This is a genomic window from Methanolobus bombayensis (assembly GCF_017873415.1).
Taxonomy (GTDB): domain Archaea; phylum Halobacteriota; class Methanosarcinia; order Methanosarcinales; family Methanosarcinaceae; genus Methanolobus; species Methanolobus bombayensis.
Map to the genome: position 1 here is coordinate 114,136 of NZ_JAGGKD010000002.1, position 14,240 is coordinate 128,375.

The following is a 14,240-nucleotide window of genomic DNA, read 5'->3' on the forward strand; positions in this document are numbered from 1 at the left end:
GCTATGTTTTTCATCCTTATCACAATCTTTAATGCATAAATATGGTTGCAGCTACAACATTCTAATGATTTTATAACATTGCTTAATCCTTTTAGTATATATATTTATTCAAATCGAATCAACAAAAATATATTTTCAATCAAAATATATTCAATTGTAAATTAGTTAGTGGATCTATTTACTTCTTGGTCAAATAATTGAACATTTTCGAATAGAAAGCGTTATATTTTTATAGTTACTATGTCCGACGTTAGCATTTATGTTCAAATGCCTTTGATAAAAAAAAGTTTTATGAAAAGTCAATTGTTGAAGAAAACGTTATATTTCCAGGAAATAAACTACATTTATGCAGAGATTTCTTGACCTTCTGGAAAAGTCTGAGAATTGTGTCTTTCTGAGTGGAGCCGGCATTTCCACTTTTTCCGGAATTCCGGATTTCAGAGGTAGTAACGGTCTCTATGCAAAGTATGATGCCAATAAGATATTTGATCTGGCATATTTCCACAAGGATCCTGCATATTTTTATACCCATGCAAGGGAATTCATTTATGACCTGGATACCAAAGAGCCAAACCTTATACACAGGACTCTGGCAATGATGGAGAAAAAAAGTTTCATCAATTCTTTGATTACCCAGAACATAGACTTGCTTCACCAGAAAGCAGGATCATCTAATGTGATAGAGATCCACGGTTCACCTGCAAATCACAGATGCCTTTCCTGTGGAGAGAACTATTCCTACGCTGATGTTCGTGAACTTCTGGAAAAAGAGACGGTTCCTTATTGCACCAGATGTAATGGACTCATTAAACCGGACATAACATTCTTTGGTGAAATGCTGGACGAGAGCGCAATTACAAATGCAATGGGAGCAAGTTCAAAAGCTGACCTTTTTGTGGTCATAGGTTCATCACTTGTAGTTCATCCGGCAGCCAGTCTCCCTCTTTATTCACTGAAAAGAGGTGGGAAACTTGTGATTGTAAATAATATGCCAACGCCATTAGATGGATATGCATATTTGAAATATGATGAACTGGGTGATTTTTTCAATCACCTTTCATCTTATCTCAATGACAAGTAATCGTTTTTAAGTCTTCAATTTTCAGATATCAATAGATTCCAGTGGAATCCACAAGAACGAAACAAGCATCTGAATTTGCTTCAATAACAATTTCCTCATTCTGATTTATGCGTATCTGGTCATTCTTTCCAAGTTTCTCACCACAGGTTGTGATCTCTCCTTCCAGCACGTAAATGAATACATACCTTGAGACATCAGTAAGTATGTCAACAACTTTTCCTGAATCGATTTTTGACATATATACCGTAGTATTGGCTCTGAGTTTAACTGCTCCAGGATATCCCTGACCAGCGACGGGAACAAGTTCATTCTTTCGGTTGTCCAGGTCAAAGTTTTCCTGCCTGCAGGCAGGCTTCATATTCTGCATGAGCGGCTCGATCCACATGCGGCAGAGATGCACATCCTTGCCGGACAGGTTCATGTCTGTAAAAGTAGCTCCGCTTCCACTTGAAAGCACCTGAACGTCACCAGCTTTCAATGTTTCCCTGGCACCGGTGCTATCCTCATGACTAAGTTCACCTTCGAGGACAATGGTGACGATCTCTTTATCATTAACAGATTCAGGTTTGTACAATTTTCCTGTCTTCAGTATCTCATCGTTAAATACCTTAAGGTCTCCGAAGTGTGTGTTTTGCATATCCAGATAATCCGAATATGAGAAAATCCAGTAACCGTTTATTGAATCGTTTTCAACGAAATGCCTTTCATCTGCTCTAACTACCTTTATCATATTATCTTCCTTTTTTTCGGATAATTTGATATTGGTGTTTAAGTACTTGACTGTAAACCCGATGCTATCCGCAAATTAAAAGTCAAAACCAGATAATGAAATCAAAAATAACAACAATGCCGCTTATTCTTCATCAGCGGCACGATCGAATGTAAGTTCCAGTACACCATTCCTGTAACTTGTGACCATACTTTTCGGGTCGACGTCACATGGAAGGTCTATCACTCTTGAATAACCGGTGCTATTTGTTATGACACCGATCTCGACATGGGAACAATATGGATAATATTCCACATGTTTTTCTTCAACACCAAGGTCTGCAAGCAGTACAAGTTTGTCCTCGGTCTCAAAGAAATCTATGAAAGGCTCCTGATTGAAAATATAGAAGTCTCCCGTCCTCTCATCTTCTTCATAGTCAGGAACTTCACTTTCGCTTTGTCCCTTGAACCCGAATACAGTAGGTTTTTTACCTGGTTGACCGATGATTGTAAATCCGCGTATCACAGCTTTTCCATCTTCTTCTGTGATGCTTTCGGAGAACATTTCCATGATGTGCTCTATCAGTTCATCGATACTTGTTATTCTGTCAGGCGCTTCGTCATCACCGGAGTAATGATCTTTGTCGTTCATTCCTATATCCTCTTTTTGAAACGGGTTTCGTAACGGACTATTCCTGGTTAACAATTTGTTGGTCTTTTAGTGTAACCTCAATTGTTCTATCATATGCGAACAAGTTCTATATATATCCTGCGTTCTGAATGAAGCTGCCTGAAAAAAGAGAGCAAGTGATATTTAATTCTCTCTTTTTTCTGCATATCTATCTATCTTTTTTATTTACTATTAAGTTCTCGGTCAGAAGTATCAATGTAACAGACAAATATGAACGAATACCTTTGTTTTTTCATCTTTTTTGCTTTATTCAACTTATATAATGTTTCTCCAAACAACTATTTATCTTTGTACCGAGATTTAAGGAACCAGATATTAACGAGGAAAATATATGGTTTCAAAAGAAGTTCCATTCACAAAGGAAGAAATAGAACAGCTCATAGAAAACTATCCTACACCTTTTCATGTATATGATGAGAAGGCTATTATAGAAAATTCCAGAAAACTCAAGGAGGCATTCAGTGTTGTCAATGGTTTCAAGGAATATTTTGCTGTAAAAGCACTTCCAAATCCATATATCATGAAGTTGCTAAAGACAGAAGGGTTCGGTGCTGACTGCAGTTCACTACCTGAACTTCTGCTTTCCGAAAAGACGGGAATTGTAGGTGAGAATATCATGTTCAGTTCCAATGATACTCCTGCAGAGGAATTCATCAAGGCTAAAGAACTTGGAGCTATCATTAATCTTGATGATATAAGCCACATCGAATTTCTGGAAGAATGTGCCGGATTACCTGAGATTGTCTGCTGCCGCTACAATCCCGGACCTCTGAAGGAAGGAAATGCTATCATAGGCAATCCGGAAGAAGCCAAATACGGATTTACAAGAGAGCAGCTTTTTACAGGCTACCGCATGATGAAGGAGAAAGGTGTGAAAAGATTCGGATTGCATACCATGGTTGCATCCAATGAGCTTGATCCTACTTATTTCATTGAGACTGCAAAGATACTCTTTGAGCTTATTGCCGAGCTTTCAAAGGAGCTTGACATCAAATTCGAATTCGTGAACCTTGGAGGTGGAATCGGCATTCCTTACAGACCTGACCAGGAACCAGTACCATACGATGTTATCGCGAAGGGTGTTGCAAAGGCATACGATGAGACCATCAGGGCAAATGATCTGCATCCACTGAAGGTATTCCTGGAATGTGGCAGGGTCATCACAGGACCATACGGTTATCTTGTGTCAAGTGTACGCCATATGAAGCACATCTACAAGGACTATGTTGGTCTTGATGCATGTATGGCCAATCTCATGCGTCCGGCTCTCTATGCTGCTTACCATCACATTACCGTTCTTGGCAAAGAGAATGAGGAACATGAGATGCTTTATGATGTAACTGGTTCTCTCTGTGAGAATAACGATAAGTTCGCAATCGACAGGCTCCTCCCGGAAATAGAGCAAGGTGACATACTTGCTATCCATGATGCAGGAGCACACGGACATGCCATGGGCTTTAACTACAATGGTAAGCTCAGGTCAGCAGAATTCCTCCTGAGACCGGACGGCAGCTTTGTACAGATCAGAAGAGCCGAGACAATAGAGGATTATTTCGCAACCCTTGATTTTGAAGGTCTTGCAGATTTTGAATGAATGCTGAAGTGTTCATTCTCTTTTTTCTTTCACTTTTCATCCTTTTTTCTTCATGCAGTTCAATATTACAACAATACTATTAACAGCCAGAATAATATCAGATAATAGTGACAACTATGCAGATCAAGACGAACAAAAGGATGGAACTCATTGATATTACAGACAGAGTAAGAAAAGAACTGGATGAAACCGGAGTTCAGAAAGGCATCTGTGTGATAAGCACAAAGCACACAACAACATCGATAATTATCAACGAGAATGAATCCGGTCTTGTGTCAGACATTCTCGGATTGCTGGAGAAACTCGTCCCTGCACATGCCGGTTATGCTCATGACCGAATCGACAATAACGCAGATTCGCACTTAAAAGCAATGTTGCTTGGAAGCAGTGAAACACTCCCTGTTATTGATGGAGGTTTGCATCTTGGAACATGGCAGAGCATTTTCCTTGTGGAAATGGATGGCCCGAGAACAAGAGAGGTAACGGTTACTGTGATCAGTAGTGAATGAAACAGTCACAATCTAAAAACAAAGTAACTATCCGCCGAAGGCGGCTCATTTCAATGTTGCTACACAGAAGATAGTTCCAAACACTATTGCAGTCCTGCTATTAATTCCACAGAATTTCTGCAAAGAATGTATTTCATGGTATTATACAGAGTATTTTGTTTTTTCTTATAGGAAAGCTCCGGCTTCGTCGGACCCTCCGGGATCACTTTAGTTATCCATGACCCAAAGAGCCAATAATATAAGTCCATAATATAGCATATAGTTGAGGTAAAAAAGTGAAAAAAAGAAAGTAATTGGATCTTGTTTCTAATTACTCTGACTTCTCGTAGTCAGCGTGTGCATAGAAGCATCTTTTTGGAGTACAGATCGCATCTGAGCTCTTGAGTTTCTTAAGGATCTTGCTGACTTCTTTGCTTTCCATACCTGTTACTTCAGCGATTTCTCCGGGTCTCATTGGTTTTCCTGAGTCTTTTAATGCGTCGAGTACTTTCTGTTCATCATCTGCCATATTTTATTCTCCTGCAATTATTTTACTATAAAGGGAATTGTGAAATAAATAATTGATGCAATAGATAGCGTTTCTTTTTATTTTACTGAATCGGATGATTAAACGTTCGTTTCAAAATGAGTTCCTGAGCTTTTCAGCAAGTTCAGCAATGTTTTCCGTGGAGGGATGCAGTTCCACGATGGTGTGCATGTTACCTTCTCCATCACCTGCTCGCCTTGGAATTATGTGAACGTGAACATGTGCCACTGTCTGCCCGGCTATTTCTCCGTTGTTGATTCCAATATTCATCCCTTCGAGTTCAAGAGTCTTTCCAACTGTCTTTGCGATCTTATTGACTGAAGCAAACAGTTTAGCTGCATCCTCTTCACTCATGTCAGTGAATTTACCAAAATGCTTTTTCGGAAGAACGATTGTGTGTCCCTCTGCACAGGGGTATATATCCAGAAACGCATAAACAAAATCATCTTCATATACTTTATGTGAAGGAATCTCACCGGCAACGATCTTACAGAATAGACAATCCATATGTATCACCCTCTTCCTTTGAAGCTCTGGATATTTAATTATTGTTGTTGGGTTTATATGTGAAAGCAGTATATTAATTCAACATCTCTTTCAATTCTGCAACATTAGCCTTTATCTTATCTTCCAGTTGCTCTATCTTTTGGATAATAACTTCCGGCTTTTCATATTCAATCTCTTCATATTCTATCTCTTTGTATCGAGATATTGAGAGATCATAGCCATTTTCCTTAATCTCAGTGAATGGAACATAGAAGCATTTACCCTTCCTGTCTTCCGGATTCTCTGTTTTCCTGTTCCTGAACCTCTCTAATATGTCAGGAATATCACCCTTCATATCAATTGGAGCTCTTTTGTCATCCAGAGAGTAACCGTCTGCTTCCATATCATAGAACCAGACCTTTTCTGTGTCCCCGCCTTTGGTGAATATCAGAACAGCAGTTGAGACTCCTGCATAGGGTTTGAATACACCAGATGGCATGGAAACAATTCCTTCAAGCTGGCATTTTTCAAGGAGCATCTTACGAAGGTCTTTATGTGCTTTGGAACTTCCAAAGAGCACACCATCAGGAACAATTACACCACACTTTCCACCCATCTCAAGCAGACGAATCATGTTTTCTACAAAGAGAAGTTCGGTCTTCTTTGTGTTCAGTGTTAGCTTGTCATTGATATCATCTTTGTCTATACTACCCTTGAAAGGTGGGTTTGCAAGGATCACATTATAGCGGTCTTCTTCAGTATATAGGTTTGAGAGAGTATCTGTAAGGGTAATATGAGGGGACTTAATACCATGAAGCACCATGTTCATGAGTCCAATTCTCACCATTGTTGAATCGAAATCAAAGCCGTAGAAGGTGTCATTATGCAGCTTATCCCAGTGTTCCTGTTCTGCAATATTGTCACCTATCAGGTTGTGATAATCTCCTTCCTTGTCCTGTTCTATCATTTCAGGAGAGGTATAATTCCTGAGTATGTGTTTGTAGGCTGAGAAAAGGAAACCACCTGTACCACATGCAGGGTCGCATATTCTGTCATTAATGTCAGGGTCTACAAGCTCAACAATCATCCTGATAATGTGCCTTGGTGTTCTGAACTGCCCGTTCTTACCGGCTGTCGCAAGCTGGCTTAGCAGATATTCATAGAGATCACCCTGCACGTCTGCTGACTGAGCTGATATATTGAGTTCATCGATAATGCCAACAGCCTCCTGCAAAAGCGTAGGCTTTGGAATAATGAATACTGCATCTTTCATGTGTTCCGAGAACAGAGTCTTCTCACCGTCATGAATGTTCTTTATGAAAGGAAATACTACATCTCTTACATGTTTGAGCATGTCTTCGGCAGATTTGTGTTTCCAGACTGACCACCTGCATTCTTCGTTTCCCTCAAAGATGGACTTGTACTCTTTTCCCATAGAGTTAGCACGTCTCTGCTCCAGAACATCCATATCTTCAAGCCTTTTCATGAAGATGAGGTAGGACATTTGCTCTATGGATTGCAGTGGATTTGACAGACCGCCACTCCAGAACCTGTCCCAGAGTGAGTCTATCTTTGTTTTGATTTCAGGTGAGAGTCTCATTGTATCACTTTTGTTTTTCAGAACTGACGGACAATATTAGAAGATTATAATTAGAAAATGGTAATTAGAGGATGATGATTAGAAGATAATAAGTTGTTTTAGCAGCTCTATCCATTCGTCACGGCTTATTTTTGCATCGTTGATTATCTTTCTTATAAGCCCTTTTCCTATGTCTTTCTTTGAGTGGATGGGAATTATGGTTGTCCTGCCGTCAGGATGTCTCATGAAAAGATGGCTTCCTTTTTGCCTGAGTTGTTCAAACCCGAGCTTTTCAAGTGCCTTTATGACCTTTTTTGCAGGAAGAGGCTTTATTTCTGTCATTTAAATGCCAACTTTGACTTTCTGAATGCCTATGAAGTCCAGATGATTCCCGATATCATCTTCTGATGTGACTTCCATGTAAAGCTCGATTGCCTCTTTTATCCGCACATTGAGTTCATCAAGAGTCTCGGCTTGTGTGTGACATCCTTCAAGTTCGGGCACGGATGCAACATAAATACCGTCTTCATCCTGCTCTATTACAACAGTAAACTCTCTTATCAATTGTATTCCTCTGGTTTTTCTTAAAAATAAGATATATTTGCAAGATATTAAGAGTTAATCCCATTACTCCGCTATCAGTTCCCCATTGAAGGCTTTTTGCATGAGAGCGTTGAAAAGCGTGTCGATTTCTGTGGATGATTTTTTTTGCTGTTCATTTGTTTGCTTTAATTTATTTACAATTGCTGCAAACTTGGTTTGCAATTCAATATCAGGAAGAATTACCTCAATCATTTTGATTTGTTGAAACTCTAAATTATCAGCAGTAACAGATCTAACACGATTCAATAGATATTTTTGGTAGGATTTGAAGTAATAAAGCATAAACAAAGGGCTTACAATTTTTTTATCAAAAACAAACCCCTTCATATCTTGATTTAATGTAACGTCACAAGTGTTAATTGCCACAGGTAGTTTCTTTTTTAGAATTCCACTCCTAATTACCATCAGTAAAGAATCAGAAGGTATTACTTTTGCAGAGCTGTTTGAGATGGCATTTTCTGTTATATGATCAATGCTGTCAGATATGAAATCCTGTTTCATATCTTTAGGAGTGACCCAAGGTATTTCGCCATCATAATATTCTGATTTGGATTTTGATGGTGTTCCTCCACCATATATGTCAAGACATAAGTCTTTGAGTTTTTTAGTATCCCAGTTTTTATTGTTGGTAACAGGATCTCCAAACATCTCCAAAAACACACTTTGCAGGAGTTGCTGTGTAAGTTCATCAGCCTGTGCCCGCATTTTTTTATTTTCTTCGGCTTTTTCGAGGATGGATACAATATGGTGTTGGGTTTCAAGAGGTGGGACTGGTATATTAGCACTTTCAATGTCTGATAACTTCAAAGAAGGATAATTTGTATTTGGTGTCAAATGTTTAGCATCGAGACTCAAAGACCAATAATATAGATATTCTGGCAATAAACAGTTATTAGGAATTACTGTTGCAAGATGTGAGGAAACATACGCTGCTTCTCCTAAAAGCGCACGATGATTCAAAAATGTGGATGCTCCACTTTTTGGAATAAGAAGTGTATTTTTTGGCCAAAATTTTAATTTAAATTTTTCCAAGGCAATATCATTCAATTTATCCCTTGGACTTTTTAAACAGATTGTTTGGCCATATTGACCCACATCAGAAGTTCTTACAAATGGGTGCTCACCATTTTCGTAGTAATTGTCTCCCTGTGGTGCTCCATTTCCAGCACCAACGGTTGCTACATTACCTAACTTCTTCCATTCCCACCCATCAGGTAACTCTTTTTTCATCCGTTATGCCTCTGAACCAAAAATCTCTCTTTCGACTCCATTGCAGATATCGATAAAGGCATTTAATTCTTCCTGAGAGAACATAGGCATTGGGGCAGTTGTGCCAAAATTAGTAAAGGGAGCGTTCCAGAGGGTTGAGAACTCGATGTGTTTCTTTCTAAGGAAAACGGTTTGGAGAGTGCGGATGAAATTAAGCTGGTCGGCTGTGTAGTGCTTGTTGTTCTCAATGATGAAGGTCTGGAAAGCGTCTTTGATGGTGTCTTCAGGGGACGGGAAGTCATAGAGACCTAGGATGTGCTTGATGAGATCTACAAGGCTTGTATTCTGCCTGTGGTACATCTGTTTGAATCTTGACTCGTCTAGGGTCAATTCTGAGTTAAAAAGAGTGTTTTCAAGGTGCTGAAGGTCACTTTCTGTAAGAATCTCATCATTTAGTATCTTATGGACAACAGGATGAGTTTCTGCAAGTTCCTTTATCCAAACCTCTACCTTAGCTTTGTATGTAGTCACATATTCGGCTTCATCATCTTTGATAGTCCATTGTTTCCTTTCTGCAATGGTATCTCCCATATCAATAACAATGGCTTCTCTTGGTTCTCTGGACATATAAGGCATAAGAGGTGCAATCTCATCCACCATTCTCTTAGCATCCTCAAAACTAACACTATTCCAGAAAGAACGGGACAGAATCTCATCAATGAATTCCTCATTATCCTGCACCTTATCCAGAGTCCTTGGAAGATGTTCCACCATCTCAGCAATAGACTCCTTCAGGCGTTCAATTTCATGAGTATTATTCTGAAGTATCGCAAGGCCGAGTTTCTCACATTTCAGGGAGAATGTAGCCTCTTTCAGGTTCACACCTGGCTTGAACTTCATCAGTGGCATAATCTTCTTCTGAAGGAAATCAACCGGGTCAAGTCCTATATTATCCCATAGTTTAGGCGACAATGCCTTTTCTACATCCTGAAGATGTTCCTTAACGCTAATAGAATCCTGAGGCAGAGATTTAATATCTTCAATAATGCCAGTCTTAACCTCATCTGCAAGTTCATCATTCCCTCGACTCATCAACTCATTCAGTTGTTTGAGCTTGAAAAGGAATATACGGTTTGTAATAGCCTCAGGCGACTCGTTCTTTACGCCTTCCGGGTTCATGTCCCAATACTCAAAGTTGTTCCAGAAATCAAACACCTTGAAGTATTCTTTCTTACCGTTAGGCAGCCAGTCCCTTTGTTCACAGGCAGCATCAGCCCTGGTACCTCTGCCAAGCATCTGCCAGAACTTTATCTTTGAGAACACAGGTTTTGCAAAAACCAGATTACAGACTTCCGGCACATCAATACCAGTATCCATCATGTCAACTGAAATAGCAACCCTTGGAAATGATTTGTCCCTGAAATCATCGATACCTTGTGATGCTCTGGAATCATCAGAAATAATAATCCTTGCAAGCTGACCTTTGTATTCTGGATAGAGTCTCTCAAAAGCTTCCCAGAGTCTCTTGGCATGAAGCTTTGATATGGCAAAGAAAATAGTCTTTGCAGGTAATGTGCCTGATTGGTCTGTAAGACTGTTTTCCATAAACTCCCTGACAATAGCTTCAGATGTTCCTTTCAAAGCAACCTTTTTCTCAAGCTCAGTACCTTCAAAGTTAATAGTATCAGGGTCAATGCCTTTGTTAATTAATTCCTCTCGCTCACTTTCTGTGAGGTCATCAGGTCTGAGACCATTTATCTGGAAATGTGTTCTTGCACCTGATACATTTTTCCTGAAATCACATAGAACGCCATCTCTTACAGCATCCTCATAAGCATAAAGGGCAGTAGGCGAGTCATCATCACACTCAAAGAATCTGAAAGTGTCCCTGTCAACCATATCAGCCGGAGTAGCTGTTAATCCTATCTGTATAGCATCAAGATAAGTGAATATACCTTTCCACTTGGAATAGATTGATCTATGTGCTTCATCAGAAAATATGAGATCAAATTCTCCCGGTGAAATAATGTATTTTTCATTCTTATCTTTCTGGTTGTAAATCTCCTGAAATGTCTGAATAGTGGAAACATATAACCTTTTATTTGGATCATAATTGCCAGAAAGAATCTTCTCCTTTGATTCGTCAGGGAAGAATTTCATAAACCCTTTCTCATAAGCTTGTTTTCTAAGCTCCCTACGGTCAGCCAGGAACAGAACATTCTGAACACGTCCTTCACGCATCAACTGGTCTATTATAGCCATTGCAACACGGGTCTTTCCCGTACCAGTTGCCATGACAATCAAAGCTTTTCTGTGTCCTTTGCGAATATGTTCAACTACCCTCTTTGAGACCTCTACGCTTTTTTGACGGTCAACAATCTTTTTGTTAATTTCAATATCATGCTCAATTCTGGCACTCTGAATTTGAAAGTTCATTCTCTCAAGGTCTCTTTGAGAATGGAATCCTTTTATCTGTCTCATAGGATAGCGTTCTCTATCCCAGAACCATATATCATAGCCATTTGAAAGATAAATGAAAATGTGTTTACCCGTCTGAGCCTTGATATCATCGGCATATTGCTCAGCCTGCTTTTGTCCTATGGTTGGGTCTTTAGATGTCCTCTTAGCTTCAATTATAGCAATTGGATCGCCCAGACTATCAAGTAATAGATAATCAACATATTTGCTCTCTAAATCGTTCTTCAGGGTTTCATTTACCTGTTTGTAGAGCTGTTTTTCAAAATCAGATTGTTTTGTATCAACCTCATCGATGACTTTTGACCTATCAGAAATATCCCATCCATGTTCTTTGAGAAGAACATCGATCTTCTGTTTCCGTGTTTGTAACTCGTTGAGATTGAGCATAGAAATCTCCACATATGAATAATTAAACTGTAAAACAGATTCTATTTTTAAGTATAAATAAGTTTATAGTGAGAAATCATCATCCTGTTTGTTCTGTCCACAAACACAATTCTCCATGAACATATACTTTTTAAACCCGACACATATAGTACATTATATGAGAGTGGACACTAAGAGACCGGAGTCAAAAAAAGCTATTGCAATTATAGCCATAATGATGATTTTGATACTGTTTTCCAATCAGTCAGTGGCAGAAGTGGTAGATCAGATCAAAGTTGAGATTAATGAACATGATCTTCTGGGCTCACTGGATGACGCAGTTTCTGAAAAGGACACATCCGCAAAATCCTCAAAAACATATAATTCAGGCAGTAGTTCAGTTTATAGTACAGATTCACATGCCACTTCCAACACTGCTTCATCCTCAGATACAACTCCATCGCAAGCTAAGAAGGAATCAGTTAATACCAATCTTTTCAGTTTGCTAAAAAAATACACCGAATACTACAATGACGGAATAGAGGAGGTTCCGGGAGTTGTCAAAAAAATAGCCGGTAATGATGTCATTCTTCTTGAGATATCTATGAATGACAACAGTGAACTGAGGATAAAAGTACGTACAGAGGATGGACTGGTTACAGAATTCAACAAGCTGACATCAGACGAAAAAATCGACTCAACAGTAACACTCACCAGCAATGAGAATACAATTCACACAATAGTAAAAAGTAATGATCCTTTGGGATATTTCATAACATCACTGAACCAGGGTTCCATAAATATCGAATGCAGGGGTTTTGTTAAAAAAGCAGCATTGTCGACTTTAAAAGCATTAGGATGAATAGATGTAGTATCCACTCATCTTTATTCTCATTTCATGTTTTATGCAAACTTATAAAAAAAGATTTACATTCAGGCAGAGTTACTAAATACCTTTTCTGTAATCATTAAAGAGAGGGTTACAGTTGAGCTTGATAAGAAAATATGCATTTCTTGTACTTTTGATCGTTCTGGCACTTGTTTCAGTTATATATCTGGATATAGGTCTGAAATCAAGTGCCACAAATTCTGATTCATCCGTAAGTGCATATTCTATTGGGAACAAAACTGATCTGTCCGGTAATCTTATTCTTTATGTCCATCAGGACAACGAAGACATCGATGTGCTGGAAAAGAAAGTTGTTAATTCCCTTGAGGAATACGGTTACTCAGTAACAGTTGTGGATGAAATAAAGGATGATTATGCCTCACAGTTTACATTTGTGAATGTCATCAGTATAAGCAAATCCTATACGCCGGTGTATTCTAGTTCTGACACTCAGGTCCGCTTCGGATTTTCTTCAACAGGCAAGACTCAGTATCTTGATATCACAGGAAAGGACACGCAAAAAACAGTTGTGTTCTCATCAAGTGATGTCGATGACTCTGAGCTACTTATACAGGGAGATATAAACCTGCACGATGAGACGAAAGGACTTTTCACTTACAGGTCATACCAGAATCACATTGAAAGCGAGATTGCAAATTCCGTTGCTTCACAGCTTGATTCACAGTTAAAGGCACAAACGATTTCCAGTTAACAGTTGTTTAGCAGTCAGATACTCCGATAATTCAAGGAAATAATTATGACACAGAAAACCTCTTCCTCTTCCGCCTTATCTAAAAAAGTCCTCAGTATCCAAACCGACGTTGAAGGCATCCTCGTTGAAAGATCAAATCGTTTTTTAGCTATTGTTGAAATTGAGGATGGTGATACCAAAAGACAGGAAAAGGTACACGTGCATGATCCGGGCAGGCTTCTCGATATTCTATATCCGGGAAACAGGGTATTACTTCGAAAAGCCAGTAACCCGAAAAGAAAAACCGGGTGGGATATGATAGCCGGAAAGTCCGGTGATAACTGGATCCTTATTAACTCAGCATTTCACAGGCAGATATCAGGATGGATAATTGAGAACTACATTATTAATCTTTTCAGCAATGTCGATGCCGTTCTGCCAGAACAGAAGTATGGTGAAAGCAGGCTTGATTATCTACTGGTTAAAGGAAACAAGGATATCTGGATAGAGGTAAAGGGCTGTACGCTGGCAGAAGGAAGAATTTCATCTTTCCCCGATGCTCCGACAACCCGCGGAAAACGTCATCTTGATGAACTTATCAAAGCCAGGTCAGAGGGTCACGAAGCTGCAATTCTGATCCTTATATTCAGACCTGAAGCAGAATGCTTCACTGCAAATGGTATAATTGATCCTGACTTTGCACAAACGTTTGAAAAAGCACTGGAAGCCGGTGTTAAAGTATTTCCACTTAAGTTTTCATTCGAAGACAATACAGTTATTTATCACTCACAGCTTCCGCTCTGCAAAAATATCCTCTACTAAAAACGAAA

General features: G+C 39.1%; 15 protein-coding genes. 6 read left to right on the forward strand and 9 right to left on the reverse strand.

Annotation, left to right across the window (positions count from 1 at the left end; all coding sequences use genetic code 11):
- Positions 1 to 346 precede the first annotated feature (346 nt).
- Positions 347 to 1,081, forward strand: coding sequence for an SIR2 family NAD-dependent protein deacylase (locus J2746_RS02800; RefSeq protein ID WP_209615927.1), 735 nt, complete (start codon positions 347 to 349; stop codon positions 1,079 to 1,081).
- Between the two features lie 28 nt (positions 1,082 to 1,109).
- Here the strand turns inward: J2746_RS02800 and J2746_RS02805 are convergent, their stop codons facing one another.
- Both J2746_RS02805 and J2746_RS02810 read right to left on the reverse strand, forming a co-directional pair.
- Positions 1,110 to 1,811 carry a pirin family protein gene (locus tag J2746_RS02805; RefSeq protein WP_209615930.1) on the reverse strand — a complete coding sequence of 234 codons (702 nt, stop codon included), beginning with the start codon at positions 1,809 to 1,811 and terminating at the stop codon, positions 1,110 to 1,112.
- Positions 1,812 to 1,934: 123 nt separating this feature from the next.
- Positions 1,935 to 2,441, reverse strand: coding sequence for an Hsp20/alpha crystallin family protein (locus J2746_RS02810; protein ID WP_209615933.1), 507 nt, complete (start codon positions 2,439 to 2,441; stop codon positions 1,935 to 1,937).
- Positions 2,442 to 2,811: 370 nt separating this feature from the next.
- On the opposite strand from J2746_RS02810, the gene J2746_RS02815 reads away from it, so the two are divergent.
- Positions 2,812 to 4,074, forward strand: a complete 1,263-nt coding sequence (locus J2746_RS02815) for a diaminopimelate decarboxylase family protein (RefSeq protein ID WP_209615936.1) — start codon at positions 2,812 to 2,814, stop codon at positions 4,072 to 4,074.
- Between the two features lie 116 nt (positions 4,075 to 4,190).
- Complete coding sequence (locus tag J2746_RS02820; protein WP_209615940.1) at positions 4,191 to 4,583, forward strand: secondary thiamine-phosphate synthase enzyme YjbQ; 393 nt, start codon at positions 4,191 to 4,193, stop codon at positions 4,581 to 4,583.
- Positions 4,584 to 4,893: 310 nt separating this feature from the next.
- Here J2746_RS02820 and J2746_RS02825 read toward each other — a convergent pair whose 3' ends face one another.
- The 7 genes from J2746_RS02825 to J2746_RS02855 form a co-directional block, all read right to left on the reverse strand.
- Complete coding sequence (locus J2746_RS02825) at positions 4,894 to 5,091, reverse strand: transcriptional regulator (RefSeq protein WP_209615943.1); 198 nt, start codon at positions 5,089 to 5,091, stop codon at positions 4,894 to 4,896.
- Positions 5,092 to 5,202: 111 nt separating this feature from the next.
- Positions 5,203 to 5,616, reverse strand: coding sequence for an HIT family protein (locus J2746_RS02830; RefSeq protein WP_209615945.1), 414 nt, complete (start codon positions 5,614 to 5,616; stop codon positions 5,203 to 5,205).
- Between the two features lie 73 nt (positions 5,617 to 5,689).
- Positions 5,690 to 7,195: a type I restriction-modification system subunit M gene (locus J2746_RS02835; RefSeq protein WP_209615948.1), complete on the reverse strand. Its 1,506-nt coding sequence runs from the start codon at positions 7,193 to 7,195 to the stop codon at positions 5,690 to 5,692.
- A 78-nt stretch (positions 7,196 to 7,273) separates the two neighbouring features.
- Positions 7,274 to 7,516 carry a type II toxin-antitoxin system HicA family toxin gene (locus J2746_RS02840; protein WP_209615951.1) on the reverse strand — a complete coding sequence of 81 codons (243 nt, stop codon included), beginning with the start codon at positions 7,514 to 7,516 and terminating at the stop codon, positions 7,274 to 7,276.
- Positions 7,517 to 7,738: a type II toxin-antitoxin system HicB family antitoxin gene (locus J2746_RS02845; protein WP_245249953.1), complete on the reverse strand. Its 222-nt coding sequence runs from the start codon at positions 7,736 to 7,738 to the stop codon at positions 7,517 to 7,519.
- A 63-nt stretch (positions 7,739 to 7,801) separates the two neighbouring features.
- Positions 7,802 to 9,007, reverse strand: a complete 1,206-nt coding sequence (locus J2746_RS02850; protein WP_209615954.1) for a restriction endonuclease subunit S — start codon at positions 9,005 to 9,007, stop codon at positions 7,802 to 7,804.
- A 3-nt stretch (positions 9,008 to 9,010) separates the two neighbouring features.
- Positions 9,011 to 11,851 carry a type I restriction endonuclease subunit R gene (locus J2746_RS02855; RefSeq protein WP_209615957.1) on the reverse strand — a complete coding sequence of 947 codons (2,841 nt, stop codon included), beginning with the start codon at positions 11,849 to 11,851 and terminating at the stop codon, positions 9,011 to 9,013.
- A gap of 157 nt (positions 11,852 to 12,008) precedes the next feature.
- On the opposite strand from J2746_RS02855, the gene J2746_RS02860 reads away from it, so the two are divergent.
- The 3 genes from J2746_RS02860 to sfsA all read left to right on the forward strand — a co-directional run bounded on the left by J2746_RS02860 (position 12,009) and on the right by sfsA (position 14,232).
- On the forward strand, positions 12,009 to 12,692 hold the full coding sequence (locus J2746_RS02860) for a hypothetical protein (protein ID WP_209615960.1): 684 nt from the start codon (positions 12,009 to 12,011) through the stop codon (positions 12,690 to 12,692).
- A 124-nt stretch (positions 12,693 to 12,816) separates the two neighbouring features.
- Positions 12,817 to 13,431 (forward strand): hypothetical protein, encoded by a 615-nt coding sequence (locus tag J2746_RS02865; RefSeq protein ID WP_209615963.1) that lies wholly within the window; start codon positions 12,817 to 12,819, stop codon positions 13,429 to 13,431.
- A gap of 45 nt (positions 13,432 to 13,476) precedes the next feature.
- Positions 13,477 to 14,232, forward strand: a complete 756-nt coding sequence (sfsA, locus tag J2746_RS02870; protein ID WP_209615966.1) for a DNA/RNA nuclease SfsA — start codon at positions 13,477 to 13,479, stop codon at positions 14,230 to 14,232.
- Positions 14,233 to 14,240: the final 8 nt, after the last annotated feature.

Bases quoted from the DNA above. Each gene is read 5' to 3' on its own strand.
- J2746_RS02800 (WP_209615927.1), top strand. From the start codon at position 347: ATGCAGAGATTTCTTGACCTTCTGGAAAAGTCTGAGAATTGTGTCTTT.
- J2746_RS02805 (WP_209615930.1), bottom strand. From the start codon at position 1,811: ATGATAAAGGTAGTTAGAGCAGATGAAAGGCATTTCGTTGAAAACGAT.
- J2746_RS02810 (WP_209615933.1), bottom strand. From the start codon at position 2,441: ATGAACGACAAAGATCATTACTCCGGTGATGACGAAGCGCCTGACAGA.
- J2746_RS02815 (WP_209615936.1), top strand. From the start codon at position 2,812: ATGGTTTCAAAAGAAGTTCCATTCACAAAGGAAGAAATAGAACAGCTC.
- J2746_RS02820 (WP_209615940.1), top strand. From the start codon at position 4,191: ATGCAGATCAAGACGAACAAAAGGATGGAACTCATTGATATTACAGAC.
- J2746_RS02825 (WP_209615943.1), bottom strand. From the start codon at position 5,091: ATGGCAGATGATGAACAGAAAGTACTCGACGCATTAAAAGACTCAGGA.
- J2746_RS02830 (WP_209615945.1), bottom strand. From the start codon at position 5,616: ATGGATTGTCTATTCTGTAAGATCGTTGCCGGTGAGATTCCTTCACAT.
- J2746_RS02835 (WP_209615948.1), bottom strand. From the start codon at position 7,195: ATGAGACTCTCACCTGAAATCAAAACAAAGATAGACTCACTCTGGGAC.
- J2746_RS02840 (WP_209615951.1), bottom strand. From the start codon at position 7,516: ATGACAGAAATAAAGCCTCTTCCTGCAAAAAAGGTCATAAAGGCACTT.
- J2746_RS02850 (WP_209615954.1), bottom strand. From the start codon at position 9,007: ATGAAAAAAGAGTTACCTGATGGGTGGGAATGGAAGAAGTTAGGTAAT.
- J2746_RS02855 (WP_209615957.1), bottom strand. From the start codon at position 11,851: ATGCTCAATCTCAACGAGTTACAAACACGGAAACAGAAGATCGATGTT.
- J2746_RS02860 (WP_209615960.1), top strand. From the start codon at position 12,009: ATGAGAGTGGACACTAAGAGACCGGAGTCAAAAAAAGCTATTGCAATT.
- sfsA (WP_209615966.1), top strand. From the start codon at position 13,477: ATGACACAGAAAACCTCTTCCTCTTCCGCCTTATCTAAAAAAGTCCTC.